This window comes from Bradyrhizobium jicamae (genome assembly GCF_001440395.1).
Taxonomy (GTDB): Bacteria; Pseudomonadota; Alphaproteobacteria; order Rhizobiales; family Xanthobacteraceae; genus Bradyrhizobium; species Bradyrhizobium jicamae.
In genome coordinates this window covers 30,506-57,452 of the sequence record NZ_LLXZ01000183.1, presented here as the reverse complement: position 1 = coordinate 57,452, position 26,947 = coordinate 30,506, and the positions used below count along the sequence as shown (strand labels likewise).

Annotated in this window: 30 protein-coding genes; 10 read left to right on the top strand and 20 right to left on the bottom strand. The window is 62.6% G+C overall.

Features of this window, described 5'->3' with window-relative positions; all coding sequences use genetic code 11:
• Positions 1-2: 2 nt before the first annotated feature.
• The 11 genes from CQ12_RS30975 to CQ12_RS30925 form a co-directional block, all read right to left on the bottom strand.
• The gene (locus CQ12_RS30975; protein ID WP_057839073.1) at positions 3-569 is read right to left on the bottom strand and encodes a histidine phosphatase family protein; all 567 of its coding nucleotides are present in this window, start codon (positions 567-569) and stop codon (positions 3-5) included.
• A gap of 10 nt (positions 570-579) precedes the next feature.
• Complete coding sequence (locus tag CQ12_RS30970; RefSeq protein ID WP_057839072.1) at positions 580-1,068, bottom strand: DUF6644 family protein; 489 nt, start codon at positions 1,066-1,068, stop codon at positions 580-582.
• Positions 1,069-1,075: 7 nt separating this feature from the next.
• The gene (locus tag CQ12_RS30965; RefSeq protein WP_057839071.1) at positions 1,076-1,432 is read right to left on the bottom strand and encodes a DUF6152 family protein; all 357 of its coding nucleotides are present in this window, start codon (positions 1,430-1,432) and stop codon (positions 1,076-1,078) included.
• 101 nt (positions 1,433-1,533) lie between these two features.
• On the bottom strand, positions 1,534-1,755 hold the full coding sequence (locus tag CQ12_RS30960; protein ID WP_057839070.1) for a hypothetical protein: 222 nt from the start codon (positions 1,753-1,755) through the stop codon (positions 1,534-1,536).
• Between the two features lie 32 nt (positions 1,756-1,787).
• Positions 1,788-2,012: a hypothetical protein gene (locus CQ12_RS30955; protein WP_057839069.1), complete on the bottom strand. Its 225-nt coding sequence runs from the start codon at positions 2,010-2,012 to the stop codon at positions 1,788-1,790.
• A gap of 111 nt (positions 2,013-2,123) precedes the next feature.
• Complete coding sequence (locus CQ12_RS30950; protein ID WP_057839068.1) at positions 2,124-3,218, bottom strand: ABC transporter ATP-binding protein; 1,095 nt, start codon at positions 3,216-3,218, stop codon at positions 2,124-2,126.
• 76 nt (positions 3,219-3,294) lie between these two features.
• Positions 3,295-4,581 (bottom strand): extracellular solute-binding protein, encoded by a 1,287-nt coding sequence (locus CQ12_RS30945; RefSeq protein ID WP_057839067.1) that lies wholly within the window; start codon positions 4,579-4,581, stop codon positions 3,295-3,297.
• Between the two features lie 61 nt (positions 4,582-4,642).
• Positions 4,643-5,479, bottom strand: a complete 837-nt coding sequence (locus CQ12_RS30940; RefSeq protein ID WP_057839066.1) for a carbohydrate ABC transporter permease — start codon at positions 5,477-5,479, stop codon at positions 4,643-4,645.
• A gap of 7 nt (positions 5,480-5,486) precedes the next feature.
• A complete protein-coding gene (locus CQ12_RS30935) occupies positions 5,487-6,380 on the bottom strand; it encodes a carbohydrate ABC transporter permease (RefSeq protein ID WP_245310246.1) in 894 nt (297 codons plus the stop codon).
• A 344-nt stretch (positions 6,381-6,724) separates the two neighbouring features.
• A complete protein-coding gene (gene ldtR / locus CQ12_RS30930) occupies positions 6,725-7,240 on the bottom strand; it encodes a transcriptional regulator LdtR (protein ID WP_028345688.1) in 516 nt (171 codons plus the stop codon).
• 448 nt (positions 7,241-7,688) lie between these two features.
• The gene (locus tag CQ12_RS30925) at positions 7,689-8,156 is read right to left on the bottom strand and encodes a DUF6163 family protein (RefSeq protein WP_057839064.1); all 468 of its coding nucleotides are present in this window, start codon (positions 8,154-8,156) and stop codon (positions 7,689-7,691) included.
• Positions 8,157-8,361: 205 nt separating this feature from the next.
• On the opposite strand from CQ12_RS30925, the gene hemB reads away from it, so the two are divergent.
• From hemB to CQ12_RS30905, 4 genes are all read left to right on the top strand, one after another.
• The gene (gene hemB / locus CQ12_RS30920) at positions 8,362-9,423 is read left to right on the top strand and encodes a porphobilinogen synthase (protein ID WP_057839063.1); all 1,062 of its coding nucleotides are present in this window, start codon (positions 8,362-8,364) and stop codon (positions 9,421-9,423) included.
• Between the two features lie 251 nt (positions 9,424-9,674).
• Positions 9,675-10,259 (top strand): RDD family protein, encoded by a 585-nt coding sequence (locus CQ12_RS30915; RefSeq protein WP_057839062.1) that lies wholly within the window; start codon positions 9,675-9,677, stop codon positions 10,257-10,259.
• Positions 10,260-10,435: 176 nt separating this feature from the next.
• Positions 10,436-11,212, top strand: coding sequence for an arginyltransferase (locus tag CQ12_RS30910; protein WP_057839061.1), 777 nt, complete (start codon positions 10,436-10,438; stop codon positions 11,210-11,212).
• 7 nt (positions 11,213-11,219) lie between these two features.
• Positions 11,220-11,756 (top strand): hypothetical protein, encoded by a 537-nt coding sequence (locus CQ12_RS30905; protein ID WP_157088597.1) that lies wholly within the window; start codon positions 11,220-11,222, stop codon positions 11,754-11,756.
• Between the two features lie 151 nt (positions 11,757-11,907).
• On the opposite strand, the gene CQ12_RS30900 is transcribed toward CQ12_RS30905, so the two are convergent.
• From CQ12_RS30900 to CQ12_RS30880, 5 genes are all read right to left on the bottom strand, one after another.
• Complete coding sequence (locus tag CQ12_RS30900) at positions 11,908-13,302, bottom strand: Nramp family divalent metal transporter (protein ID WP_057839059.1); 1,395 nt, start codon at positions 13,300-13,302, stop codon at positions 11,908-11,910.
• Positions 13,303-13,508: 206 nt separating this feature from the next.
• Positions 13,509-13,874, bottom strand: coding sequence for a hypothetical protein (locus tag CQ12_RS30895; protein WP_057839058.1), 366 nt, complete (start codon positions 13,872-13,874; stop codon positions 13,509-13,511).
• The gene (locus CQ12_RS30890) at positions 13,871-14,335 is read right to left on the bottom strand and encodes a hypothetical protein (RefSeq protein WP_057839057.1); all 465 of its coding nucleotides are present in this window, start codon (positions 14,333-14,335) and stop codon (positions 13,871-13,873) included. Before CQ12_RS30890 ends, CQ12_RS30895 begins: the two co-directional genes overlap by 4 nt.
• Before the next feature lie 25 nt (positions 14,336-14,360).
• Complete coding sequence (locus CQ12_RS30885; RefSeq protein WP_245310245.1) at positions 14,361-15,674, bottom strand: metallophosphoesterase family protein; 1,314 nt, start codon at positions 15,672-15,674, stop codon at positions 14,361-14,363.
• A gap of 114 nt (positions 15,675-15,788) precedes the next feature.
• Positions 15,789-17,477, bottom strand: coding sequence for an arylsulfatase (locus CQ12_RS30880; protein WP_057839055.1), 1,689 nt, complete (start codon positions 17,475-17,477; stop codon positions 15,789-15,791).
• Positions 17,478-18,110: 633 nt separating this feature from the next.
• On the opposite strand from CQ12_RS30880, the gene CQ12_RS30875 reads away from it, so the two are divergent.
• From CQ12_RS30875 to CQ12_RS30860, 4 genes are all read left to right on the top strand, one after another.
• Positions 18,111-19,250: a PspA/IM30 family protein gene (locus CQ12_RS30875; RefSeq protein ID WP_245310244.1), complete on the top strand. Its 1,140-nt coding sequence runs from the start codon at positions 18,111-18,113 to the stop codon at positions 19,248-19,250.
• Positions 19,247-19,906 (top strand): OB-fold-containig protein, encoded by a 660-nt coding sequence (locus tag CQ12_RS30870; protein ID WP_057839053.1) that lies wholly within the window; start codon positions 19,247-19,249, stop codon positions 19,904-19,906. Before CQ12_RS30875 ends, CQ12_RS30870 begins: the two co-directional genes overlap by 4 nt.
• Positions 19,907-19,909: 3 nt before the next feature.
• Positions 19,910-21,679 carry a flotillin family protein gene (locus CQ12_RS30865; RefSeq protein WP_057839052.1) on the top strand — a complete coding sequence of 590 codons (1,770 nt, stop codon included), beginning with the start codon at positions 19,910-19,912 and terminating at the stop codon, positions 21,677-21,679.
• A 169-nt stretch (positions 21,680-21,848) separates the two neighbouring features.
• Positions 21,849-23,093: an MFS transporter gene (locus CQ12_RS30860; protein ID WP_057839051.1), complete on the top strand. Its 1,245-nt coding sequence runs from the start codon at positions 21,849-21,851 to the stop codon at positions 23,091-23,093.
• A gap of 126 nt (positions 23,094-23,219) precedes the next feature.
• Here the strand turns inward: CQ12_RS30860 and CQ12_RS30855 are convergent, their stop codons facing one another.
• The 4 genes from CQ12_RS30855 to CQ12_RS30840 are packed head-to-tail and all read right to left on the bottom strand — an operon-like array spanning position 23,220 to position 25,981.
• Entirely contained in the window at positions 23,220-24,479 is a 1,260-nt protein-coding gene (locus tag CQ12_RS30855) for an adenylate/guanylate cyclase domain-containing protein (RefSeq protein WP_057839050.1), read from the bottom strand.
• 47 nt (positions 24,480-24,526) lie between these two features.
• Complete coding sequence (arsC, locus tag CQ12_RS30850; RefSeq protein WP_057839103.1) at positions 24,527-24,934, bottom strand: arsenate reductase (glutaredoxin); 408 nt, start codon at positions 24,932-24,934, stop codon at positions 24,527-24,529.
• Complete coding sequence (locus tag CQ12_RS30845) at positions 24,931-25,626, bottom strand: aquaporin (protein WP_057839049.1); 696 nt, start codon at positions 25,624-25,626, stop codon at positions 24,931-24,933. The genes arsC and CQ12_RS30845 overlap by 4 nt, the downstream gene beginning before the upstream one ends.
• Positions 25,613-25,981: an ArsR/SmtB family transcription factor gene (locus tag CQ12_RS30840; RefSeq protein ID WP_057839048.1), complete on the bottom strand. Its 369-nt coding sequence runs from the start codon at positions 25,979-25,981 to the stop codon at positions 25,613-25,615. Before CQ12_RS30840 ends, CQ12_RS30845 begins: the two co-directional genes overlap by 14 nt.
• Positions 25,982-26,091: 110 nt before the next feature.
• Here CQ12_RS30840 and CQ12_RS30835 point away from each other — a divergent pair, with 110 nt between their 5' ends.
• Positions 26,092-26,409: an ArsR/SmtB family transcription factor gene (locus tag CQ12_RS30835; protein ID WP_057839047.1), complete on the top strand. Its 318-nt coding sequence runs from the start codon at positions 26,092-26,094 to the stop codon at positions 26,407-26,409.
• A gap of 56 nt (positions 26,410-26,465) precedes the next feature.
• Positions 26,466-26,947, top strand: a 482-nt coding sequence (locus CQ12_RS46865; protein ID WP_245310243.1) for an FAD-dependent oxidoreductase, incomplete at its 3' end; no start/stop codon positions are given.

Below are 26,947 nucleotides of genomic sequence, written 5' to 3'. Positions count from 1 at the left end.
GCTCAATCGAGAAGCAGGCGCCCGACCGGCTCGGCGCGGTCGCTGCCGCCTTTGACGACGACGATCTCGCCGCTGGCGGGCGAGACGCCGGTGAGCGCCGAGATGTTCGCGCCGTGGGTCACGACGAGCAGGTTTCCGTCGGCCGTCCATTTGGCGATGAGCGCACGCCCTCCCGCGGTCAGCGTCTCCCTTTGATCGCGCAGCACCACGACATTGCCGAACGTCGCCTCGGTCTCGACCGTGCCGAGGTTCATCAACTTGCCGGTGTCGACGCATCGACACCATGGCGAACTCAGGACCTTTTCGAACGCGATCCCTTCCCGCTTGAGCCGCGCGCCGATCTTTTCCGCGTCCGCCCTGCCCTTGGCGCTGAGATTGCGCTGGGTGGCGCAATCCTCGACCCGGAAGCCAGGCGGATCGCCGAACCCTCCCGGTGCGTCGGCATGGCGCATCAGCGCAACATGCCCGCCGGCGCGCAGTGCGTTCCAGGCCTTGGCGGACTCGTCGGCTGTGGCGACCTCCGCCGCCGCGAGCAGGAGTACGAAGATGGCGAAGCGAATAAAGGACATGGCCACCTCGCTAGAAGTACGCAATCAGGCGACCCGCACAGATAACGCCGAGCCACAGCACGATCGATAGCAGCGCCGTCGCTTTGGCGCCGCTGGACGCCTTGTCGCCCCAGCGACTGGCATCGCGCCATGGGATCGCATGCGCGATCACGATGTTGACCAGCGCCGCCGCAATCAGCAGCGCCTTGGCCTGGAACGCCGGATTTTTCACGACATGCGAGGCATCGGCGCTGAACAGCAGAAACCCCATGCTGATCGCGAGCAGAAAGCCCACGCGTGACACCGGCAACAGCAGTTGCGCCATCGGCTGGATCGCAATCGCGCGTCCGAGCCCGAGCAGCCTCAGATCGAGCGCCAGGATCGATCCGACCAGCACCACAAAGCCGATGATGTGCAAAATCTCGACCGCGGGATAAAGCGCGGGCGAAGCGCGCATCGTGTGCCCCAGCGCGCTTTCCTGCAGCGACAGGAAGATCGATGCGGCCGGCTGCTGTTCCACGCGCGGCCTACCGCAACTCGATGCGCTTGCCGTCGAGCACGATATATTCGATCCGCGCCTCGTCCGGCTTGCTGGTGTGAGGATAGCCGAACACGGTGCAGGTCTTGCCGGGTGCGATCAGGTCTGCGGTTGCGCCCCGCGCCTGCATTCGCGATGGCGGCGCCAGGACGAAGTGCCAGTGCTTGCCGTCAACCTCCATCTCGATCTCGCAATGCGGATTCTCGAAGGTCGATTTCAGGATCTTGCCGGTGACGGTGAACGATTTTGACGTATCGTACCCGCCCCAGCCGTGATGGGCGATAGCGGAAGCCGGCACGAGCGCTGCCGCAAGCGACAAGAATAGGCGACGGGTGAGAGAGGTCATGGCAGCCTCCGTCGATCAGAGCCCGGAATCTATGGCGGCGCACGCGGGGCAGCAAGCTTTCTCCGCGAGGTTGTGCTTCCTGCTGCGCCGATCGGATCCCTCTATAGCCCCGTATATCCTGCCTTCACCGGATCGTTGCTGCCGTCGAGCTGACGCAGGTAAGTCAGCCCGCACACGGTCAGCCGGTGCGGGTCCTTTTCGCCGGCCTCGACCAGCGTGGTGAGATAGGCCGTCACCTTGGCGCGCGCCTCGTCGCTGGCCGCAGCCGTGCAGTTCAAAAGCAGATCATAGGTCTGCATGATGCGGTCGATCGCGGCTTCCATGGAATTCTCCTGTGGGGATGACACTGTTGCGGTCAGGCCGGTACGCTGGCTTCGAATTTGGCGATTGCCCTGTTGGCGAGCCTGATCCGGTTGAATTCGCCTTGCCGGAACATCTTGACGATGATTTCGAGCAGCCGCTCGTCGGTGGCGAAGCTGTCGGCGATGGCGCCGGTCTTGCGGAGGTAGTTCGAAGCGATGGCATAGGCCTCGCCCACCACCTCGACATTCATGACCTGCAACCCGCGTTCGACCAGCATGCCCCACCTGTTTTATGGCCGGGCCGACAATGCACAAGGGTCGGATTGGTTCCATTTTTTTGGAACCCGGAACTCAGGCGGCCGAAATAGAATGCTTCGGCCTGATTTCACTCAGGAAATCGGGAGCTCCGTTTCCGGATCGAAGAAATGCAGGCGGCCGGCCTGCGCCGACAGGCGGACCTGATCGCCGCGCGCAACGGTACTTTCCGCGGGCACACGGGCAACAGTGATAGTGGCGCCGCCGACCCGCGTCTCCAGCAGGATTTCCGAACCGAGTTGCTCGACGACCTCGACGTGGGCATCGAAGCCAAGGCCGGGGGCGCCGCTGCCGAGCGTGAGGTGCTCCGGTCGCATGCCCATGATCACGCGGCGGCCGCTGTGGATCGCGAGCGCGGCCGCGTCCGCGGGCCCGATCGTGAGCCGCAGCCCCTCCGCCTCGACCGATGTCACGCCCGCCGCGCTGCGCACGGTGACGTCGATGAAATTCATCGCGGGCGCGCCGATGAAGCCGGCCACGAACTTGTTGGCGGGCTTGCCATAGACCTGCAGCGGCGTGCCGATCTGCTGAATGCGACCGTCGCGCATGATGACGACACGGTCACCCAGCGTCATTGCCTCGACCTGGTCGTGGGTCACGAACACCGAGGTGGTCGGGATCTCCGCATGCAGGCGCTTGATCTCGATCCGCATCTGGGCGCGCAGCTTGGCATCGAGATTGGACAGCGGCTCGTCGAACAAGAACACCTGCGGGTTGCGAACGATGCAGCGGCCGAGCGCGACGCGCTGCTGCTGACCGCCCGAGAGCTGCTTCGGCTTGCGCTGCAGCAGATCGTGCAGCCCGAGCATGCCGGCGGCGCGGTCGATCGCCGTCTTGATCTCGGCTTCCGGCGTCTTCTTGTTGCGCAGGCCGAACGCCAGATTGTCGTAGACGCTCATGTGCTGGTAGAGCGCGTAGTTCTGGAACACCATGGCGACGTCGCGGTCGCGCGGCGGCAGGTGATTGACGACCTTGTTGCCGATGCGGATATCACCGCTGGTGATGTCCTCCAGCCCCGCGATCATCCGCAGCGTCGTCGACTTGCCGCAGCCGGACGGGCCGACCAGCGCCACGAACTCCTTGTCGGCAATCTCGAGATCGACGTCCTTCACGGCGTGGAACAGCGAGCCATAATGCTTGTTGAGCTTGCTCAGTGAAATTGCTGCCATTGCCTCGCCGCTATCGAACCTGTTGCTGTTTTTGGAGAGCCCGCCGCTAGTTGCGCGGCGGGCTTCATGTTCTTGATTACTGCGCCGCCTTGCTGACCAGCGGGGCGTTCTCGGCGAGCACTTTTGCGATGTCCTCGCGCTTGCCGGTGACGGCCTTGGTGACGGCGTCATTGAACGCCTTGTGCACGGCGGGCCATTGCGGGAAGTAATAGGCGCCGCGCACCTTGTCCGGGGAGTCGAGCACCGCCTCCTTCAGCAGCTTCATGAAGGGATCCTGCTCGGCGATCTTCGGCCAGAACGTCGTGTTGGGCGGCGGCGCGCCGGTCGCCTTGAACATCTTGGTCTGGCCTTCCTCGTCCAGCATCATCGCATTCAGCATCTGCTTGGCGAGCTTCTTGCGCTCTTCCGGTATGGATTTCGGGATTGCCCAGCCCCAGATGTCGTCCCAGCCGAACGGCTTCTTCCGGTCGGGGCCAAGCGGGAAGCGCGCGGCAGCGACCTTGCCAGCAATTTTCGACTTGTTGGGATCGTTGAACGTGCCCCACCACAGCGTGTCCGCCACCGTGAACGCGGCATCGCCCGCCATGAAGATGGCGTTGGCTTCGTTGCGGTCATAGGCCGGCATGCCGCGCGGCGAGATCTTGTGGGTGTTGATCGCATCCCACCAGTACTCCACCGTCTTCTGCATGCAAGGGTCGGTCAGGCCCGATTTCCAGCCGGCTTCCGCGAGCTTCTTGTTGTCGCGCTCGTAAGCCGGCAGCAGCACGTCGCAATTGTTCGCCCACATCGACCAGAACCAGCTGAACCAGGAGTGGTTCATGGACATGCCGCCGACATAACCGAACTTCACCTTGCCGTCGGCCTGCAGCTTCTTGCTCATGGTGACGAGCTCTTCCAGCGTTTTCGGCACTTCCTCTGGCTTGACGAGGTCGGATCGGTAGAAGAACACGCTAAAAGTCTGGCCCATCGGCACGACGGTGTTCTGGCCTTGCGCATTGGCGAACACGATCGGCGACATGCTCCACTTGGAGCCGAACTTGTTGGCTTCGACATCGTCGGTCGGCTCCAGCAGATGCGCCCAGGTCTGACCCCAGTCGTCATTGTGCCAGATCACGTCGTACTGATCCGAGTTCGAGGTCAGCGAGGCCGTCATCTTCTCGACATAGACGCCGTAGGAGTTCGGCACCTTGACGATCTTGACGCCGTTCTTGGCGCCCCATGCCTCGAACATCGCGATCGAGGCGTCCTGGATCGGGCTCGGCTGATAGCCGATCCGCAGCTCCTTCACCTGTGCCGCGGCACCACCGGTCACAGCCACCAGGGCTGCCGTCGCGGCCACGAACCATCTCGCCAGTCCCTGCATTGCCTCTCCTCCTCTTTTTGTTGTGTCTTTCGTTGCCTCGGCTTGGTCTTTCCTTAAATAGTCAGATCCTCAATCCCCTGATCACGTATTTCTGGCCGAACAGCGCGATCAGGAAGGCCGGCAGCAGGGCCATCACGGCGGTCGCGGCCATCAGATTCCAGTGCAGGCCCATTTCAGTGACAAACTGCGCCATCACGACTGTAATCACGGGTACGCGGTTGCCGGTCAGGATCAGCGCGAACAGAAATTCGTTCCAGGTGAACAGCCAGCACAGCACGGCAAGTGCGGAAATGGCCGGCAGCGCGGAGGGAATGGCGACGCGGATGAACGCGCCCCAGCGGCTGCAGCCGTCAATCATGGCGGCATATTCCATCGAGGGATCGATGCCATCGAAAAAGCCCTTCATCAGCCAGGAGAAGAAGCAGATGTGGACAGCGATATGCGGCAGCAGCAGCCCGACATAGGTGTCGTAAATGCCCCAGCTCTGCACCACGAAGTAGAGCGGCAGGACCCAGGAGATATAGGGCACGCAGCGAAACACGTAGATGGTGCCGAACCACATGCGTGCCGCGGGGCCGGTGAAGCGCGACAGCATGTAGCCGCTCGATACGGTCACCAGCAGTGAAAACACCGTCGCCAGCGTCGAGATGACGGCGCTGTTGATGAAGGCCTCGACGATGCGTTCCTGGCCGAGCACCTCCTTGAAATTGCCGAGAGTGAATTCGGTGCCGCGATGCACGTAATAGACGCCGGACTCCGGGCGCAGCGAGGTCAGTATCAGCCACAGCACCGGAAAGGCGAAGGCGAAGCAGATCGCAGCGAGCGCGAGGGCAAAGAACGTCTTGCGGCTCCAGTTCGGCAGGCCGGGGAGAAATGCGGGGCGTGTCACCATCGGCATGAGCGGTCTAAGCCTTCGCGATGCGGTCTACGAGACGGTACATCACCACGCCGAGCACGAGGATGATCAACCCGCCGACGATCGCGGCCGCCGAGCCGCGGCCGAGGTCGAGATTGAGGAAGGCGAGCACATAGGCATAGAGGCTGAACAGCTCGGTGGAGCGGCCGGGGCCGCCGCCCGTCAGCGTCCAGACGATGTCGAAGGTGCGGAAGGCGTCGATGGCGCGGATCACCACGCAGACCACGATCACCGGCCGCAGCATCGGCAGCGTCAGATAGCGAAACACGCGCCAGGTGGTGGTGCCGTCGATGGCGGCGGCCTCGAATGGCTCCTTCGGCAGGCTCTGCAGGCCTGCGAGCAGCAGCAGCGTGAACCACGGCGTCCACAGCCAGATGTCGGTGAGCAGGATGATGCAGAAGGCGCTCCAGCGCTGCACCAGCCAGGGCTGGCCTTCGAGGCCGATGGCTTCCAGCACCACATTCGCAATGCCGAACTGGTCATTGAATATCCAGCGGATCATGATCGCGGCAACCACCGGCGCGACCATCAGCGGCACCAGCAGGATCGTCTGCACCAGCTTCTGCCCGCGGAATGGCCGGTTGAGCAGCAGCGCCAGCGCCAGCCCCGTCACCAGCGCGCCGGCAACGCTGAGCACCATGAACAGGAAAGTGTTCGGCAGCACCACGTAGAGAAACGCGGGATCCGTTATCACGGCCGCATAATGGTCGAAGCCGATCCAGGTCTTCTTGGGATTGTAGAGCGCCCAGTCGCGAAAGCTCGCATTGGCGCCGATCACGATCGGCACGACCTGAAACAGCAACATCAACAGCGCAGCCGGCGCGATCAGAAGCAGGACGAAGCGCTGTTGCTCGCCGAACATGGGACGCCGTGATGCCGACAAGCCCGTTTCCCCATTTGGGCGTCAAGCCGTCACGACTCTTCTCGGCCGCTACGTGCGTGAAGCCTGTATTTTTTGGGATTATGGGCGGGGCGTCGAAGGCTAGTCAATCCGGATTGTGCAAGGGGCACAGTCGGATGGGGCAAGGGACGAGCGAACACCGGGCGCTATCGCAAGCATCTGCGACGCAGCCAGGCGACTTGAGGTTGCCTGAAAAACAAGACGCACCGAACCCGGAAAACCGGGCCGATGCGCTTTGAGCAAGGCTTACTGCCTTGCCAGTTCGTTGTCCGCCGTTGGCTGCCGTCTTCTGGATGGCCGGCTTGCCGCGAGTGGAAAGAAATTTCTCAGAGCCGATACAGGATCTGGTCGGTCCAGAACCGCTCGAGGCGGTGCAGCGACTTGTTCAACGTCGCGAACTCTTCGTTCGAGATGCCGCCGACCTGCTCCACCGTCTTGACGTGCTTCTGGTAGAGCGCGTCGACGATCTTGCGGATTTCCTGGCCCTGCGCGGTGAGGCGGATGCGGACCGAGCGACGATCAACGCGGGAGCGCTGATGATCGAGGAAGCCGAGCTCGACGAGCTTCTTCAGGTTATACGAGACGTTGGAGCCGAGATAGTAACCGCGCGTGCGCAGCTCGCCCGCGGTCAGCTCCTTGTCGCCGATGTTATAGAGCAGCAGAGCCTGCACCGAATTGATATCGGCGCGGCCGCGGCGATCGAATTCGTCCTTGATGACGTCGAGCAGCCGGCGGTGAAGCCGCTCCACCAAAGTCAACGCTTCCAGATAGAGCGGCTGCACCGGAGTTTGGCCGGCAGAGCGCTCAGCGGTTTCCACCGCCGTTGCAACGGCTTTGATCATGACACTTCCCCTGTCGTCGTTTTTCGACTTATTTCGACGAAACTTCTGTCCCGCCTGATAGCCTCAACTTAAGGGGCCCGTTTGAAGATCCGCTTAAATAAGACAATAAAGAGATCATGAATTTAACAGAGTGAATTGTGCATTAAGCCCTATGGATCAAGGCTTTTTGCAACATTTCATTGAGGCTGGAAGCGCCCTGTTCACGCTTCGTCTGCACTCCCTGTCGCATTCGGAAACAGGTGCGTCTGAAATCGAAACGCTCGCGTAAGATGTGCGGTGGAACCCTTTACGGCCCTTAACGGTGAGCGAAACGTTACCGGCAAAATTCTGGAAAATTGTACGGGACGGCGTGGCGGTTTCTGCACGCGAATGGATTATGGCGGAAAACTGACGCGTTGTGCTTCACCATCTCCCCGCGAAGACGCGAAAGCACATCGGTACAAGCCGCCTACGGCGGCCGTTCGCGGGCCGCCATCCAGGCGAGCATGAGATAGGCGCCGAGCATCACGGCTTCGAGCGCCACCACCGTCAGGCTGCCGCCATAGATGCCCGGGAACATCAGCTCGATTACAGCCATCGACACCACGGTGGTGAGCCACACCACCGCGCCCCAGGGCGTGGCGAGCCAGAGGCCTACGGCGGCGACGAGTTCGATAACGGCGAAATAGACGGTCGCGGTCTGCCAGGCCATCGACTGGTTTTCGAACGCCTCTTCCTCGCCGCCGATGAAACCCGTGACCTGCGCCCAGTGGTACAGGCCCTTCATGATCGACACGATCGCCATGATGCGCAGGAACAGCACGAGGCGCCGCGTCCACACATTCTCGTCGGGCTCGATCCGCTCCGACGACATCGCGCCGACCGACATCGCACTGTCCCTGGCCCGCGCCTGATCGCGCGCCGAAAGATCGGACATGGCCACCGGCCCACGGGCTGATTTGGGAGCCCCGGGGATCGGAGCTGAATGCATGCTGGAATCTCCTTATCGCGTCATGTCTTGGCCCGCCGGGACGGCAAAATCAATTGCCGATGAGATGGATCAAGGCGCGGTGACGAGCGGCGGGCAAGATGCTAGAACTGGAACAAATCAAAACTGGCCTGCCTCCAGGAGTACCCATCACATGGCGATCAAATTCGGGCGTCCGATCGAAATGCGCGACGCGCCGCGGCGGCAGACCGCCCTCGCCTCCACCCCGCTCGACCTGATCATCCGCCCCCGCCGGAACCGCAAGGCTGAATGGACGCGGCGGCTGGTGCGCGAAAACGTGCTGACGACAGACGATTTGATCTGGCCGCTGTTCGTGGTCGACGGCACCAACACCCGCACGCCGGTGGCCTCGATGCCCGGCGTCGACCGCCTCACCGTCGACCAGGCGGTGCGCGATGCCGAACGCGCGATGAAACTGAACATTCCCTGCATCGCGCTGTTTCCCTACACCGAGCCGTCGCTCCGGGACGAGACCGGTTCCGAGGCGCTCAATCCGAACAATCTCGTCTGCCAGTCGGTGCGCGCGATCAAGAAGGAATTCCCCGAGATCGGCTTGCTCTGCGACGTCGCGCTGGATCCCTTTACCAGCCACGGCCATGACGGGCTGATCGAGGACGGCAGGATCCTCAACGACGAGACCGTGGCGGTGCTGGTGCAACAGGCGCTGGTGCAGGCCGAGGCCGGCTGCGACGTCATTGCACCGTCAGACATGATGGACGGCCGCATCGGCGCGATCCGCGAGGCGCTGGACGACAACGGCTTTGTCGACGTGCAGATCATGTCCTACGCGGCGAAATACGCCAGCGCCTTCTACGGCCCGTTCCGCGACGCCATCGGCTCGGCAAAGACGCTCACCGGCGACAAGCGCACCTACCAGATGGACAGCGCCAATTCCGACGAAGCCCTGCGCGAGGTCGAACTCGACATTGCCGAGGGCGCCGACATGGTAATGGTGAAGCCCGGCATGCCCTATCTGGACATCGTGCGGCGGGTGAAGGACACGTTTGCGATGCCGACCTTCGTCTACCAGGTATCAGGCGAATACGCGATGATCGCAGGCGCCGCCAACAATGGCTGGATCGACGGCGAGCGCGCGATGATGGAAAGCCTGCTCGGCTTCAAGCGCGCCGGTGCGGATGGCATCCTCACCTATTTCGCGCCGAAGGCCGCCGAGAAGTTGAAGGCGGAGGGGTAACCTCCGCCCTCTCCGCGTCATTGCCTGCGACAAACGCGAAGCGTTTGCGCAAGGGAGCGAAAGCGACGAAGCAATCCATCTATCCGTTATGCGGCACTATGGATTGCTTCGCTTCGCTCGCAATGACGGGGTAAGAGCGCCGCATTCCGTCTCCCACCGAATATTGCACGCTGTTAATGGTCGCAGGCTCTTGGCGGCGGCGTGGCTGGTTCCCATGTGATGCCAGGGAATATCGGCCTGGAGGACGAACCATGTCTTATAGCGGCTCTGGCAATAGCGGCGGCTCTTCTGCCGGTGGCGCCTCAAATGCCGGCGGCGCCTGGCGGAACGACGGCGGGGTGCCGCCGCATGCGTTCGATCCCGATCTGCAGCCGGAACTGTTTCGCGGCGTGCTGACGCGGCGGGTGTTTGCGTTCCTGATCGACCTCGTCGTGCTGTCGGTGCCGGTCATCCTCGGCTACATCTTCATCTTCGTGTTCGGCATCGTGACGCTGGGGCTCGGCTGGATGCTGTTCTGGCTGGCGTGGCCGGCGACCATCGTGTGGGCGGTCGTCTATTACGGCGCCTCGATCGGCGGCCCGCATTCGGCCACGCTTGGCATGCGCGCGATGGATCTGGAACTGCGCACCTGGTACGGCGCGCCAGGTTATTTCGTGCTCGGCGCCTGCCATGCCGTGCTGTACTGGGTCTCGGTGTCGTTCCTGACGCCGCTGGTATTGCTGGTCGGCCTGTTCAACGGCCGCCGCCGGCTGCTGCATGACATCGTCCTGGGAACTGTGATCGTCAACAGCTCGGTTCGTACCCAGGTCGTTCCTTCGGCCCGCAGCAGCTACTGAGCGAGCCGCAAACCAATTGACCGTCAGCCTTCGGAGCGCAATGCTGTAGCCGGTCCGACCCGGAGTCGGGGTCGGACCGGCACTTTTGCGTTTGGATGCGTTTTCTTAACGGGAACTGGTGTCTACTTCGCTCGAAAGCGCTATGGTTGATTGTTTCGGAGGCCTGACGAACCGACGTGACCCAGCATTCGCGTGATACCCCGCAATTCTACCTGACAGCGCCCTCGCCTTGCCCCTATTTGCCGGGCCGGCACGAGCGCAAGGTGTTCACGCATCTGGTCGGCGACAAGGCGGGCGACCTCAACGACCTCCTGACCCATGGCGGCTTCCGCCGCAGCCAGTCGATCGCCTACCGCCCGGCCTGCGACCAGTGCCGGGCCTGCGTTTCCGTGCGCGTCGTCGCCAACGAATTCCGGCCCTCGCGCAACTTCAAGAAGGTTCTGGCGCGCAACGCCGACATCGTCGGCGAGCAACGCAGCGCGGTGCCGACCTCGGAGCAGTATTCGGTATTTCGCGCCTATCTCGACAAGCGGCACCGCCATGGCGGCATGGCCGACATGACCGTGCTCGACTACGCGATGATGGTGGAAGACAGCCATGTCGAGACCCGCATCATCGAGTACCGCAAGCGCGGCGTCGACACCGGCATCACCGGGCGCGGCGAGGACCTGATTGCGGTGGCGCTCACCGACGTACTCAGCGACGGGCTGTCGATGGTCTACTCGTTCTTCGAGCCGTCGCAGCAGAGCCGCTCGCTCGGCACCTTCATGATTCTCGACCACATCACCCGCGCCCGCCGGCTCGGGCTGCCTTACGTCTATCTCGGCTACTGGATCGAGGGCTCCAAGAAGATGGACTACAAGGGCCGCTTCCTGCCGCAACAGCGGCTGGCGCCCTCGGGCTGGCTCCGGGTGGATGCGACCGGCGAAATGCTGTCCGAGCCGCAGGACTGAGAGAACGATGGTTCGGCGTTGCGCGGCGAGTGGAAGCGCATCGGCGCCATTTGCCGGTACTCAGAATTTCAGATCGCTGGTCCTCCTTACATTGCCCATTTTTGCTTTGCTGACGAGCACCCACGCTTATGCCTGCGAAACCGGCTTCAAGGATTATTATGGACACTGCGTCGAGGCCAAGCCCCCATCTGCCAGGCTTTTGAAATTCCTCAACGGCTATGGTCAGCAGGTCAGCAAAATTGGCGAGGTCGCCGACCTCTTCGCTCCGGATGTTCCTCTGTTCGACAAGCCTGAGCCCGGTCGCAAGATCATCCATTCATGGAAACGGCCGAACGCGGACATCGAATCCGAAGCCAGGATCGAGAAGATCCTGCCCGATTTCTATTACGTGACGGTGAGTGTGTATGATGGTCCGACCTCGTGCGGCATCGATGAATTCAGGCTGAAGGGACCGAAGACGACGCTGCGGGGGTACGTGCCAAGAACCAATCCTCAGGATGTACCCTCGCTCTGGAAGTTCCGGCATATGAGCGGGCTGTGCTAACCTCAGGATCGAGCGCTCGCGCTTGAACCACCCATGCAGTTGTCGTCACCCACGAAAGCGGGTGATCCAGTATTCCAGAGACAGCAGTGATGAAACCGAGAGGCCGCGGCGTACTGGGTCGCCCGGTCAAGCCGGGCAGTCACAGCGATGTTCAGCCGAAGAACGTCTCGATCAGCAGCTTCACGTTCAGCGCCACGATGATGCCGGCGACGATCCAGGCCACGACCGCCACGCCGCGGGGGATGGCGAACTCGCCCATCTTGCGCTTGTCGGAAACGAACTTGACCAGCGGAATCACCGCGAACGGTAATTGCATCGACAGGATGACCTGGCTGAACACCAGGAGCTGGCTGGTGCCGCGCTCGCCATAGACTGCGGTAACGATCACGACCGGAACGATGGCGATGCCGCGCGTCAGAAGCCGCCGTGCCCAGTTCGGCAGGCGCAGGTGCAAAAAGCCTTCCATCACGATCTGGCCGGCCAGCGTCGCCGTCACCGTCGAGTTGAGGCCCGAGGCAAGCAGCGCCACCGCGAACAGCGTCGAGGCGATGCCGAGGCCGAGCAGCGGCGACAGCAGTTCATAGGCCTGGCCGATCTCGGCGACCTCGGTACGTCCGCTCGAATAGAAGGTGGCGGCAGCGACGATCAGGATCGCAGCGTTGATGAACAGCGCCAGCATCAGCGCAATCGTCGAGTCCGTCGTCGCCCATTTGATCGCCTCGCGGCGGCCTTCGTTGGTGCGTTCATAGGCGCGGGTCTGCACGATCGCGGAGTGCAGATAGAGATTATGCGGCATAACGGTCGCGCCGATGATGCCGATCGCGATGTAGAGCATTTCAGGATTGGTGACGATCTGCGGCGACGGTACAAACCCCTTCAGCACGGCGGCGACCGGCGGCGCCGCAGCCACGATCTGAATCGAAAAGCAGATCGCGATCACGATCAACAGCGAGATGACAAAGGCTTCGAGGAAGCGAAAACCCTTGTTCATCAGGAGCAGCAGCAGGAAGGCGTCGAGCGCGGTGATCAGCGCTCCCCAGATCAGGGGAATGCCGAACAAGAGATTGAGCGCGATTGCGGTGCCGATCACCTCGGCGAGATCGCAGGCGATGATCGCGGCCTCGCAGGCCACCCACAGCATGAAGTTGACGGGCCGGGAGAAGCTGGCGCGGCAGGCCTGCGCCAGATCGCGGTCGGTGACGATGCCAAGCCGCGCGGCCAGCGCCTGCAACAGGATCGCCATCAGGTTCGACAGCAGGATGACCGCCAGCAGCGTGTAGCCGAACTTCGAACCGCCCGCGAGGTCGGTCGCCCAGTTGCCGGGGTCCATGTAACCGACAGACACCAGATAGCCCGGCCCCAGGAAGGCCAGCAGCCGGCGCGACCAATGCCCGCCAAAGGGCACTCTGATGGTCGAATTGACTTCTGGCAGGCTGCGCTGGGCGCCAGCGGCGGCATCCGCACGCCATCCAGCGGCAGTCGTCTCAGTCATAGGCAAACTCTTGGTCGCGGTCTCGCGGCCCAATGCAGGCGTTCGGGCATCCATTTCACCAAGATGACTGATATCCGTTCTTATTGCAACTCATTTGCAACTGCATCTAGCCCCGGTAGTCGAATATCTCGATCGGCCGTTGAAGCCCGCGATGCAGCACGCACCCCTCGCCTTCTCTAGATCCGCCTGCCTTTCAGACAGCAGGCATCCGGATTGACGGCAGCCAAGATCGCTAAGGAACCGAGAGGACAGATTCGTGACTAAAGTCGAAACCAGGGCAGCGTGAGGTAAACGCACCCAATCATCGCGGCCACGGGAATCACCCACAACCATCCCGACCAGAACGGTTGCGACCAACGCTCGGGCAGGAATGCGGCGCCAATGCCGACTATTAGCGCGCCCAGCGCGGCGGTCGCAGTCCAGCCGTACCAATACATCGCCGGCATGAAGCTTCCCATCGATGGCCCCACGTAATCTCGCGAATGATGGGTACCCAGAAGCACGACGCGAATCGATGGATAGACGGTGAACAGCGCGAGGTCGAGCTTGACCGCGACCACGTAGAGCGCCGCAAAGGCGATTCCGAATGCAAATGCGAACCTGCGAAACCAAGGAGGCGGCGTCATCTCCCGAAACCCATGATGTTGTTCAGGACGTGACCGATCAGAAAGCTCCACCAGACGATGAAGGCTAGGATCAAGGTCAGGGCGGCAGGCGTTCGAGAGGGTTCGTCGGTTCGCTGCTGTCGCCAACAAACCCAATAGGCCGGCAGCATTGCCAATCCGATGGAGACGAAATGCTCCTTCAGATCAAAAACACCGAGCGCCGGCCAATGTCCGGCGCGCTCCAAATCGGGTCGTATCTGGACGCGGAATGACAGGTACAAAACCGCGCCCAACAAAGCGGAGACCGAATAGAGAACGACGATGGCGGTGGCAAATGATCCCGGTGTCACGGCGCGAAAGCGGCCGACGAACGAACCACGTCGGCCGCGCGACGGCACCCACGCCGCGATTGTCTGATGTGTGATCGCACCGAGCAGGGCGACCGCGACCAGCCCGTGAATAATCAGCAGAGCGGTGTCCAAGCGCGTCCCCTGCCTTTTGAGCGCCTTACTTGAAAAGCTCTACAGTTGCGAACGGCTCGGCCGACCAGGGTCGGAAGCGATTAAGGGTGAACTTGGTTTTCTGGTTGGGCTCAACATCCACCAGGACGTAGTTGTACTCCTCCTTGGGCGGCTCACCCTTCCAATAAAGGTCCGGTGGATAGTCCGCCGGCACCTTGATGCTCGTTCGCCCTGGGAGGATCGGGTCCTGTTCGGCGCCGCCGCCGCCCAGCATCAGGTATTTCACGCCGTCAACGTCGTACAGTTCGGTGGTGTGGACATGTCCGTTGAACACGATCACTTCCATGTCCTTCGCGTAGGCCGCGATCACCTTGTGCGGATTGTCAGGCGCAGGGATGGCGCCCATGCCGGACCGGGCGAACGTCGGGTAGTGGAAGGTGATGAAGGCTTTGCGGATGCCGGCGGCCTTGGCCTCGTCCATCCATTGTTGCAACTGCTTCATCTGCTCCGCGTATTTCGGCCGATCAGCGTCCCATAGCGACGGCGACCGGTAGTCGTACTTGCCGCTCCACAGATAGATGAAGCGGACGCCATGGAGATCGAATTTGTAGATCAGGTTCTCCGGTGTGACTCCGAACTTCTTCAGGTACGGGACTGCGTCCAGCACCCCCTCGATCTTGGGATCGCCCCACACCTCGTGATTGCCCACCCCCATGAACCACCGCCCCTCCAGCCCGGCAGCGCGCATCTCGCTGTCCGCAGGCGGGAGTTGCTTCAACATGGTGTCGTTCACCCGCTTCCAGTACGGGCTGTCGGTGACCGTGCGGCCCTGGTTTCCCCACCAGATGACGTCGCCGCTGTTGATCACAAATTTGGCCCGCCCGGATTTGACGTCCTTCACGATTTCGCGGGCTACCCATTCGCCGCCATGAAGCCGGAACATCGTACGGTGCACGCCAGGAAGCAGTTTTACGTCCTCGACAGACGCCTCGGTGACCCACCCCTTTTCGAACGTCAACGTCATGACTTCCGACTTGGACTCGAACGGCATCACGGCTTTTACGAGATCCTTGGTGACCGGATCGAAGATCAACTTCACATCCCTCTTCACCACCGCTTCAGCAATCTTTTCGGGCATGACCAGCCCGAACATTTCAACGAACAACTGATTGAGTTCCCCCTGCCCCTCCTTGTACGGGAGATACATCATCGGACGCGAGTCGCCGTAGGCGGCAAATGAAAAGGCAGCCGATGGAGCTTGTTGGGCCATCGCAGCCGATGGCCCAAAGGCCGGAAGCAATGCCAAAGCCGAGAGCAGAACACGGCGGCTAATTCCGAAGCGAGAAGATATCGACTTCATGATTCCTTCCTTCGCGTTTTGCAATGGAGCGCATCTGTCACGTGCGCTCGCATTGCTGTTGCCGTTTGCGTCTCCTGCTTTGTCGGGCGACCCCGACTTCCGGTCGGAAGTGATCTACTGACCCGGGCGATTCTTGATCGACTCCTCGATCTTCTTCTTCACCGATTCAAGGTTGAAGGAAGCCGGGTCCTGCATCGGCGGATATTCGATTGCCGTCTGGGCCAGTTTCCCGACATATTCCTGAACCAGGACGAAACGCCAGAACTCGCGCGCGAAGAAGTCGTTGCCATAGCCGAATGCGCCCGTATTGGACGATTCGCCTCGAATGAACGGCGTGCGCTCGAACGGATCCTGGCGAATGTTGACCATCGACGGCATGTCCGTGGTGATTTTCTCGCCCGGCCAGCCCCACGGCTGCACATAGAATTGGAACTTGAAATTGCCGATGCGCACCGCACCCAGTTGTGCTCCGCCGAAATAGAAGATCTCTTCTCGCTTGGACGGGCCTTTCCCGGTGAGCAAGTCCATCTGATTGTAGCCATCCAGATGGTTCTTGTAGGTGCGATCGCCGAGCTTCACGCCCTTCAGCAGCTGCTGGGTAATATTGGGATTGCCTGCCGCAGCCATCAGAGTGGGAAACCAATCCAGCCCGGAGAAGATTCCGTTTTCGACGCTCCCTGGCTTGATACGGCCCGGCCAGCGGATAATGGCGGGCGCACGGAAGCCGCCCTCGCCGACGGTGCCCTTTGTGTTCCTGAACGGCGTCATGCCGCCATCCGGCCAGGTGAATACTTCCGCGCCGTTGTCCGTGGTGAAGATCACGATGGTGTTGTTGGCCTCGCCAATGTCATCGAGCTTCTTCATCAGGGCGCCGACGCTGTCGTCCAGCTGCGCCATGCCGGCTTCCTCGAGACCGTAATTGGTCTCGCTGTTCTGCATCGCGCTGTATTTCTTCGAGAGGAAGGTCCAGACGTGCATGCGCGTGGTGTTGTGCCAGATGAAGAACGGTTTGCCTTCCCGCTTGGTCTTGTCCATGAAGTCGCTGGTAGCTTTGACCAGCACCTCGTCGAAGGTCGTCATGTCGTACTTTGCTTTCAGGAAAGGCAAGTCGTGCATGTTCGGCACGTTCGACATGTCGGGGAACGGCGGCAGTGGACCTTCATCGATAATCCTCTGCTTGCCGACTTTCCCCCAGCGCGGCATCTCGGTCGGATCGTCGGTCTCGGTCGCGAAGCTGCGGATCAGGCTGCGCGGGCCGTTCTTGTTGTAATAGTCCTGGTTGACGGGAAACGAGTACCAGTACGGATCGGACATCGCATCGAGGTGGTACAGATATCCGAAGAACTCGTCGAAGCCGTGCAAGGTCGGGAGGTACTTGTTCAGATCGCCGAGATGGTTCTTGCCAAACTGACCGGTGGCATAGCCCTGCGCCTTCAGAGCGGTGGCGAGCGTGACTGCCTGTGCCGGCATGCCGACATCCGCCCCGGCCTGGCCGACGGTCGTCAGCCCCGTGCGAATAGGCAACTCGCCGGTTATGAAGTTCGCCCGGCCCGCCGTGCAGCTTGCCTCGGCGTAGTAATCCGTAAAAATCATGCCTTCTGACGCCAGCTTGTCCAGGTTAGGCGTCTTCCCCGACATGATGCCGCGATGGTACGCGCCGATGTTGAACCAACCCACATCGTCGCCCATGATCACAAGTATGTTTGGTGGCCGCTGTTGCTGCGCGGTCGCGGGCAAGGTTGCGAGCGTCAAATTGGTAGACAGCGCGACTGCGCTCGTCCAGATGAGGCTACGGATACTCATGGCATACTTTCTCCGGTTGATTATTTTCTCCAATTGATTTCGGATCGCTCGTGCAGCGAACGATTCCAAAGAACTCTGTCGGTCCGAATTGCTTCTTGATTTTTTGGGTTATCGACGGGGTCGCGGATTTAGGGGGCTTGCAGCTATTTGTTATGTGGCTGGCATCGAAAGAGCCTTCACGAGGCTTCTGCTCGCAGGCTGGCAGTTCACTACCGACTAATGATTGGCGTTCGATCGATTGGTTGTTGACTTAGATCAACGCTATTTCGGTCAGGCCCGAGACGGACATCGACCTTCGCTGCTGGCGACTGTTCTACCGATAGGCGGCGGTCCCTCGGAAGCCGAGGCGTTCTGGACAGCGTTCCTGCGCAAGCTCGCCCGCAGCAGCCTGCGCAGTGCACGGTCCTGTCGCGGACATCCAAGTTTTCTGTCTGCCAAAATCAGAGGCACGCGCGCGGTCCACAAGTGCGGAGCCGACAACGCTCGGGCGACGATTCCACAAGCATTATGAAGCCTCACACTTACACGTGCATGCTCCGGCTGAGGCGAGTGCTGCAATTCATTTGCAACTGCAGTCGACGATCACGAAAATAATACCGCTCATCCCCCTGGAAAGCACTGAGGAAGTGCTTTATGTTAGTTCCCATGATCAAGCTTCCGGTCGAAACACCCACGGCCACGCTGCGATACGCCCTCGCGCCCGACGAGGCCGGCATTGCCGCCATCGAAGCGACCTTTGCCGATTACGATCGGATGATGGCCATCCTCGCCGAGGTGGCGCCGGTTGGCGCCAATCTCGTCGCACTCCACGCCCAGGCCTATGAGCGGATCCGCACCGAGACGGGGCTGCCCGCCCGGCTGGTGACGCTCGGCCTGCGCGACCGCGCCAACTACGCGGCTGATGCGGCGGTGCGCAAGATTCCGCTCGACGACAAGCTGTTTGCGATCAAGGGCCCGACGTCCGTGACCATCAGCACGGTCCGCGGGCGTGTTTTGGTGCCCTTCCATATCCCTGGCTATCTCGATGGCTGGGAAAGCCCCTTCCCGGCGCATCTCGTCTCGGATGGCCGCGGCTACGAAATCCACATCGCCGTCAAATCGAAATCACCACCGGAGGAGAGGACCATGGTTCACGAGGGTATCCTTGCACGTATGGGTAGACTTCTTGCCGCTATCGCCAGCGAGACCATCGACAATGCCGAGAACAGCAACAAGGTCGCGCTGGTCAAACAGGCGATCCGCGAGATCGACGCCGGCGCCGACGAAGCGCGCCATGCGCTCGGCAAGTCGCGCGCCGAGGAATTCCGCCTCAAGCGACGGCGCGAGGAGCTGGATGCCGAAATCGGCGGGTTGACGGAAAAGATTCGTCTTGCGGTTGCAGAAAGCCGCGAGGATCTTGCGCGCGCTGGGGTCGCACGGCAAATTGATCTGGAATCGCAGGGCACCGCGCTCGAACGTGCGATGGATTTCATCGAACTCGAAATCGACGAGCAGACCAAGGCCTTACAGGCGATGCTTGGCGCGCGACGCGAAGCCGAAACCCGTCTCGCCGATCTCGAAGCGAGCCTCGAAAAGCATTCGCCGCAGGAAACCGGACGCGCAGCTGGCGCGACTAAAACAGTGAGTCCCGATCGGGCAATGGCAGCGATCGCACGCGTCACCGGCGTGCCCGCTTCCAGCGTGCCCGGTGACAAGGAGCTCGACGAACTCGACCGATTGCACCGCGAAAAGGAAATCGCGGCCCGCCTTGAAAGGATCAAGTCGCAGCAATGAGTGCCCTGACCGACATCCTGCTAGCGCCGGACGTGCGGCCCTTCGCCGTGGCTGCCGCGATCATGATGGCGCTCGGCGGCATCGAATTGCTGGCGATGCTGGTCGGCTTCTCGATCGGCGAAGTCTTCGGAAAGGAAGTCGCCGTCGACGTCGACCACGGCAACGGCCTCGGCGGCCTGTTCCTGTGGATCAATGCGGGCCGCCTGCCGCTGTTGATCCTGATCATCCTCGCGCTCGGCGTGTTCTCGATCGCGGGATTTTTCCTGCAGGGGCTGGCGCACGGTGTCGGAATTTCGGTCCCGGCCTCGATCGCGGCGCTCGCTGCCGCAGCCGGAAGCCTTCCCGTCATCCGCGTCACCAGCCGCGGCATCGCCCGCATCATCCCGCGCGACGAGACCTATGTGGTGGACGAGGCCGACTTTGTCGGTCACGTCGCCGAGGTTTCGATCGGCCCGCTCGACCAGGGGCTGCCCGGCCGCGTCCGTCTCAAGGATGTCTTCGGCAACTGGCATTCTCTCGTCGCACGCGCCAGTCCCGAATCCACGCCGCTACCGGTCGGCGCCAGCGTGCTGCTGGTCGACCGGGACGCCAAGAGCTTTATCGCTATTTCCGCACCAGCCGACCTCATTGCGCAACAACGATCAGACAGGGCTTAACACATGTGGGAACTTGCAGTACCCGTCGCTATTGGCGTCATTGCCATTCTTGTTATCGGTCTCCTGCTTGCCAAACTCTACCGCCGCTCGACCCGTGACGAGGCCTATGTCCGCACCGGCCTCGGCGGCCAGAAAGTCGTCCTCGACGGCGGCTCGATCGTGCTTCCGGTTTTCCATTCCGTCGCCGCCGTCAATCTGAAGACGCTGCGGCTGGAGGTTGCCCGCGGCGGCCCGGATTCGATGATCACCAAGGATCGCATGCGCGTCGATATCGGCGCCGAATTCTACCTGCGCGTCAAGCCCGATAGCTCCTCGATCGCGCTCGCCGCGCAGACGCTGGGCAGCCGCACCAACGAAGCCGGCGAGTTGCGCGAACTGATCGAGGCGAAGTTCGTCGACGGCCTGCGTTCGGTGGCCGCCACCATGAACCTCGAAGAGCTGCAGGAGCAGCGCGCGACCTTCGTCAAATCGGTGCAGGAAGCGGTCGGCGCCGACATCCAGAACAACGGCCTCGAGCTCGAATCGGTGTCGCTGACGCGGCTAGACCAGAGCGACATCAAGCATTTCAATCCGAGCAATTTCTTCGACGCGCACGGTCTGACGACGCTGACCAAGATCACCCGGGAGCGCGAGCAGGAGCGCAACCAGATCGTCCGCACCACCGAGGTCAATATTGCGCAGCAGGACCTCGTCGCACGCCAGACCACGCTGACGATCGAAGCCACCAAGCGCGAGGCGGAACTGGCGCAGCAGCGCGACATCGCCAACAAGACCGCCGCGATGCGCGCGCAGACCGCGCAGGTCGAGCAGACCGCGGTGCAGAACGAGGCCGAATACCGCATCCAGCAGGAGCTGGCGGTCGCCAACAAGCAGACCGAAGCCAATCAGGCCCGCGACACCCGCAAGATCGAGGCAGATCTTGCCGTAAAACGGCGCAATACCGAAATGGAGCGCGACCTGCAGATCGTGGCGCAGGAAAGTGCGATCGCAATTGCCACCAAGAGCAAGGAGCAATCCGAGGCGCAGACCGTTGCCGAAACCGCGCGTGCGCTGGCGATTGCAGCGGAAGAAAAGGTCACCACCGCCAAGGCCGTAGAAATCGCCGAACGCGACAAGATCATCAACGTGATCGCCGCGCGCAAGGCGGCCGAAACCGACGCGATGCCGATCACGGTGATGGCGGAAGCCGAGAACCAGGCCGCGGCCAACAAGGCGGAAGCCATCACCATGCTGGCCAAGGCCGACGCCGATGCCGCGACGACCCGCGCGGCCGGCGTCAAGTCGCTCGGTCAGGCGGAAGCCGAGGTGGCGGCGTTGAAGGCGGAAGCCCGCAACAAGCTCTCCACGGCGATGGTCGAGTACGATCTGACAATGGCGCGCATCAACGTGATCCCCAACGCGCTGGCCGAAGCGGTCAAGCCGATCGAAAAGATTTCGGACATCCGGATCTTCGACACCGGCGGCATGCTCGGCCGCGGTGGCGGCAACGGCGCCATGAACGGCCACAGCAACGGTCTCGGCCTCGGCGACGGCCTTGCCGCGCAACTGCTGTCGGTCTCGGCGTTCAAGCCGATCATCGACAAGATTCTGGCCGAAGGCGGTTTTGCCGCCGGCCCGGACGCGCTGACCAGCCTGACCAATGCATTGGCCGCGCAGCAACTGGCCACTCCGGCCGAACTGCCGGCCGTGATAGACGAAGATGAAGATCATGTAGCGACGCCACCCGCCACCATCTCGGGAACAGGCAAGGCGACGCTCGGTCCGAAATCATAAATCACATCAGGGAACGGTTCCGCCGTTCCCATCGACGTCGAAGAGGCCTGCCGCGGTTCGCGGCGGGCCTTTTTCTTGTTTCCCTCTGCCTTGTCGGGAAACGGGTGGGTTGGATCGTCCCCTGGCCGGACAATGCAGCTAGATCGATTCAAGCTCCAAGGATTTCGTCATGTCCGCCGCCGAACCAACGCGCCTGCCCGCGACCTTCAACCGCCTGGCCTGGTCGAACCTCGCCGCCCAATCGGCCGAGCAGATCGCGCTGGCCGCTGCGCCGATCGTTGCGGTGCTCCTGCTCGGCGTCGGCGAAGGCCAGACCGGCCTGTTGCAGACGGCGCTGACGCTGCCCTTCATCCTGTTTGCGATTCCCGCCGGCCTGCTCGCCGACCGCGTCTCGCGGCGCTGGGTGATGGCGGGCTCGGAAGCACTGCGGGCGGCCGCACTTGCCGGAATCCTGCTGCTGCTCTGGCTTGGGCTAATGACACTCCCGCTGCTCGCCCTGCTCGGCTTCATCGCAGTGTGCGGCACGGTTGCCTACAGCGTCGCCGCGCCTGCGCTGGTGCCATCGCTGGTCAATTCGGAGCAATTGCCCGCGGCGAATGCGCGGATCGAACTGGCGCGCACGGTGGCGTTTGCGAGCGGGCCCGCGCTCGGCGGCGTGCTGGTCGGATGGGTCGGCGCTGCGCCTGCGTTCGGCGTTGCCGCGGCGCTATCGGTGATCGCAGTCGTGCTGCTGTCAGGCATTTACGAGCCGGCGCGCGCGCCCGCCCCGCGACGGCATCCGCTGCAGGAAATCAGGGAAGGTGCGGCGTTCGTGCTGCATCATCCGCTGCTGCGGCCGGTGTTCATCACGCAATTCATCTTCAACACGGCCTCGTTCCTGCTGCTCGCCGTGTTCGTGCCCTATGCCGTGCGCCATCTCGGGCTATCTGCCACCGGCGTCGGCGTGACGCTCGGAATGTACGGCGTCGGCATGGTGGCCGGCGCGCTCTCGGCGACGCGGGTGATGAAGCGCCTGGCCTTCGGCACCGTAATCGGCCTTGGGCCCGTGACCGGATTCATAGCAGCCACCGTGATGGCGCTGACCACGATCGTCCCCGCTGCATGGGTTGCGGCCTTGAGCTTCTTCCTGCTCGGCGCCGGCCCGATCCTGTGGGTGATCTCGACCACGACGCTGCGCCAATCGGTGACGCCGCCCTCGCTGCTCGGCCGCGTCTCCGCCATCAACATCATGAGCTACGGCGCCCGCCCGCTCGGCTCGGCGCTCGGCGCCATCGTCGGCGGCCTCTACAGCGCCGAAGCCTGCCTCTATCTCGCAGCGGTGATTTTCGCCGCGCAGGCGCTGGTGATCCTGCTGTCGCCCGCCGTTTCGCTGGCACGGCAGCCGGAGATGGTGGGGGAAGCTGCGCACTGCTAGCCATCAGGTTCGCGCGCCGCTGTGGTCGTCATTGCGAACGAAGCCAAGCAATCCGGAGCGCGGCGTACGCGGAGCGATGGATTGCTTCGTCGCTTCGCTCCTCGCAATGACGGGGATGCCTCACAATCAGCTCGCTAAATACCGCTCGTACTTCCCCCCCACCACCTCGTCGGCAGCAATATCCGGATCGAGCGTATACAAATCCTGCGCGCGGCCGATGCCGCGCAGCGCGTAGCGGCCGGTGGAGACCAGATAGTTGCGCCCCGCGGCGTCGAGGCCGGCGCGGAAGGCTGACGACATCAACAGCTCCCGGTCGACCGAGCGGCACATCGAGGCGATGCGGCTGACCTCGTTCACCGCCGGTCCCACCACGGTGAAGTCGAGCCGGTCATCGCTGCCGATATTGCCGTAAAAGACCTCGCCGACATGCAGGCCGACATGGGCCGATGTCACGGGCCGCCCCTCCGCCGTGCGGCGGGTGGTGAGCGCTTTCATGTTGCGGCGGAAGCGATGTTCTGCGCGCAGCGCGGCGCGATTTGCCTTCGCCATGTTCTCGTGGGTGAACATCGCCAGCACGCCGTCGCCGATCAGCTTCAGCACCTCGCCGCCGGCGTCATGGATGGCATCGATCGAGGCCTGCGCGTAGTCGTTGAGGAACGGGATGATCTCGCCGGGATCGATGGTCTCGCTGATCGCGGTCGAGCCGCGCAAATCGGAGAACCACAGCACGGTGTTGATCCGCTCGGTGACGCCGCGCGTCATCCGTCCGCGCAGCACCTGCTCGGCGGTATCGCGCCCGAGATAGACGCGCCCCAGCGTCTTGGTGATGTCGGCCTGCGCCGCGGATTTGATCGCAAGCCCCAGCACCGGCACGAGATCGCGAAGCGCCGCGAGCCCCTGCGCGCCGAATCCCTCGTCGCGACGGGTCACCCAATAGGAATAGACGCAATCCATCTGCCCCATGGTGCCGGCCTCGCCGAACTGGTGCACATAGGCCACGAGATGCTTGTGGCCCTTCTCGGCGAGTTCGTTCACGAACTTGAACCGTTGGGCCGCGCCGTCGGCGAGGTCGACCGGCAGTTCGTCATGGCCATGTTCGAGCATGTGATAGAAGATCGAGCTGCGCCAGGCCGCCGCGGCTTCGCCCTCATTGGTCGAGCCGTATTCGAATACGTCGCTTTCGTTGGTCTCGGCATCGTTCCAGCGAAAGCCGCGGCCCTCGAAAATCGGGTGCAGCGTATCGATGAAGACCATTCCGCGCGACACATGGAGGCCTTCGGCGCGGCACCGCTCGCAGAAGCCGCGGATCAAATCGTTTTGGGGCAGGCCTGTGAGGCCCTGGCTGACCAGCCAGTTCGTCAGGCGCAAACGGGGCGTGAGTTCCATACGCTGATTATGCCGCGCAATCGTGACGAGTGAAAGCCTCGCGCCCTTCAACGTTTCGCGCGCGTCACCGCCTCGCCGTCTTCCTTGACGAAGGAATCGACCGGGGTATCGAGCAGGTCGAGCACCAGCTCCGAGGGACGGCATAGCCGGACGCCCTTCGACGTCACCACGATCGGCCGCTGGATCAGGATCGGATGCGCCAGCATGACATCGATCAGCTCGTCGTCGCTCCATTTCGGATCGGCGAGGCCGAGCTCGGCATAGGGCGTCCCCTTTTCGCGCAGCAGCTCGCGCGGCGAGATACCAAGCGCCCTAATCAGCTCGACCAGCCGCGCGCGGCTCGGCGGCGTCTTCAGATACTCGATCACCTCGGGCTCCTCGCCGCTCTGCCGGATCATCGCCAGCGTGTTGCGCGAGGTGCCGCAGGCCGGGTTGTGATAGATCGTGACGGTCATGGTCGGGCCTCCTTCGCTGCTGCCGCCTCGCCTGCCCCACGCAGCAGCCACGTTATGAAGATCAAGGCAATCACCGCGCCGCAAAGCTCCGCCGCGATAAAACCGGGCAGATCGGCGGGACGAATGCCGGAAAACGTATTCGTCATCGAGCGCGCGATTGCAACGGCGGGATTGGCAAACGACGTCGAGGCGGTGAACCAGTAGGCCGCCGTGATGTAGAGGCCCACCAGCCACGGCACCGCGACGCGGTTGAACCGGATACCGCCCAGAATGGTGGTGAGCAGGCCGAAGGCGGCGATGCCCTCGGCAAACCATTGCGCACCGCCGGTTCGCATTTTCAGGGAGGCATCGATCAAGGGCAACGCGAACATCGCATGCGCGATGATGGTCCCGGCAATTCCGCCCGCGACCTGCGCGGCGACATAGGCCAGCGCGTTGCGCGGCGCGAGCTCGCGCCTCAGCGCGAAGACCAGCGACACCGCCGGATTGAAATGCGCGCCCGAGACAGGGCCAAGGATGGTGATGAGAACCACCAGGATCGCGCCGGTCGGCAGCGTATTGCCAAGCAGCGCCAGCGCGACGTCCTTGGTCAGGGTCTCCGCCATGATGCCGGAGCCGACGACCGTCGCAACGAGCAAAGCGGTGCCGAGCGCTTCGGCCGCGAGGCGGCGTGTGAGGTCAAACTCCTGCATTGGCGCGCTTCTTCTTCGCAGGCGGACAACACGGTGTGAGGTCTGCAATCAGCGGACCGCATATTTCCGGGCGCCCGTCGCAGCAATCCCGGAGCATAAACAACACCACGGACTGAAAAGCCCTGAGATCGGCGCGATAAACAATCGAGCGGCTGAAGCGGCGCGCCGTCACCAGCCCGGCGCGCGACAGGATCGCCAGGTGCGACGACATGGTGTTTTGCGGCACGGCGAGCGCCTTGGCGATGTCGCCAGCGGCCAGCCCCTTCGGCTCGTGCTTAGCCAGCAGCCGAAACACGTCGAGCCGGGTCGATTGCGCCAGCGCTGCCAGCGCCAGAATGGCTTGCTCGGATTCCATATATCTGGACTTATCGATATATGACCGCACCGTCAATGGATACCGGTCCATATTTCGATAGTTCTGGAAATACCGTTGACGAACCGCGACCTTCCGGTCATGATCTCACCATGAAACTCGACGACGCCGCCGCCCATCTCGAAGCGCTGGGCAATCCGACCCGGCTGAAAATCTACCGCGCGCTGATCCGCGCCGGCGGCGCCGGGCTTGCCGTCGGCCGGCTGCAGGAGAAACTGAAGATCGCGCCCTCCACCCTCTCCCACCACATCAAGGCGCTGGTGGTGGTGGGTCTCGTCACCCAAGTGCGCGATGCCACCACGCTGATCTGCCACGCCAACTATGAGGTGATGCGGGAGCTGGTGGGTTTTCTCGTTGCCGAATGCTGCACTGAAAGCGCCGAGACCAAGGACACCAAGACCGCGGCTTGAATGCCGCGTTTTTCTCGAACCCTATTTCGATATTTCTAGTTTTACGGGAGGAGCGCATGCGCGGAACCAGGACCGTCGCCATCATCGGAGCCGGGCCGGTCGGCCTCGCCGCCGCTGCCCATGTGCTAGAGCGCGGGCTGGAGCCGATCGTGCTGGAGGCCGGAGACAATGTCGGGCATGCCATGCGGCAATGGGGCCACGTCAAACTATTCTCGCCCTGGGAATACAATGTCGACAAGGCGGCAGCACGCCTGCTCGCGGCGGCGGGCTGGAATTCTCCCGAGCCAGACCAGTACCCGACCGGCGCGGAGATGGTCGAGCGCTATCTCGAACCGCTCGCCGGCAAGACCGCGCTGAAATCCCGCATTCAGATCTCGAGCCGCGTCACCGGCATCAGCCGGACCGGCTTCGACAAGATGAAGACCAACGGCCGCGAAAAGGCGCCGTTCGAAATCCGCTATCAGAACGGGCAAGGCCCGAAGGTCGTGAGGGCCGACGCCGTGATCGACGCTTCCGGCACCTGGCATGCGCCGAATCC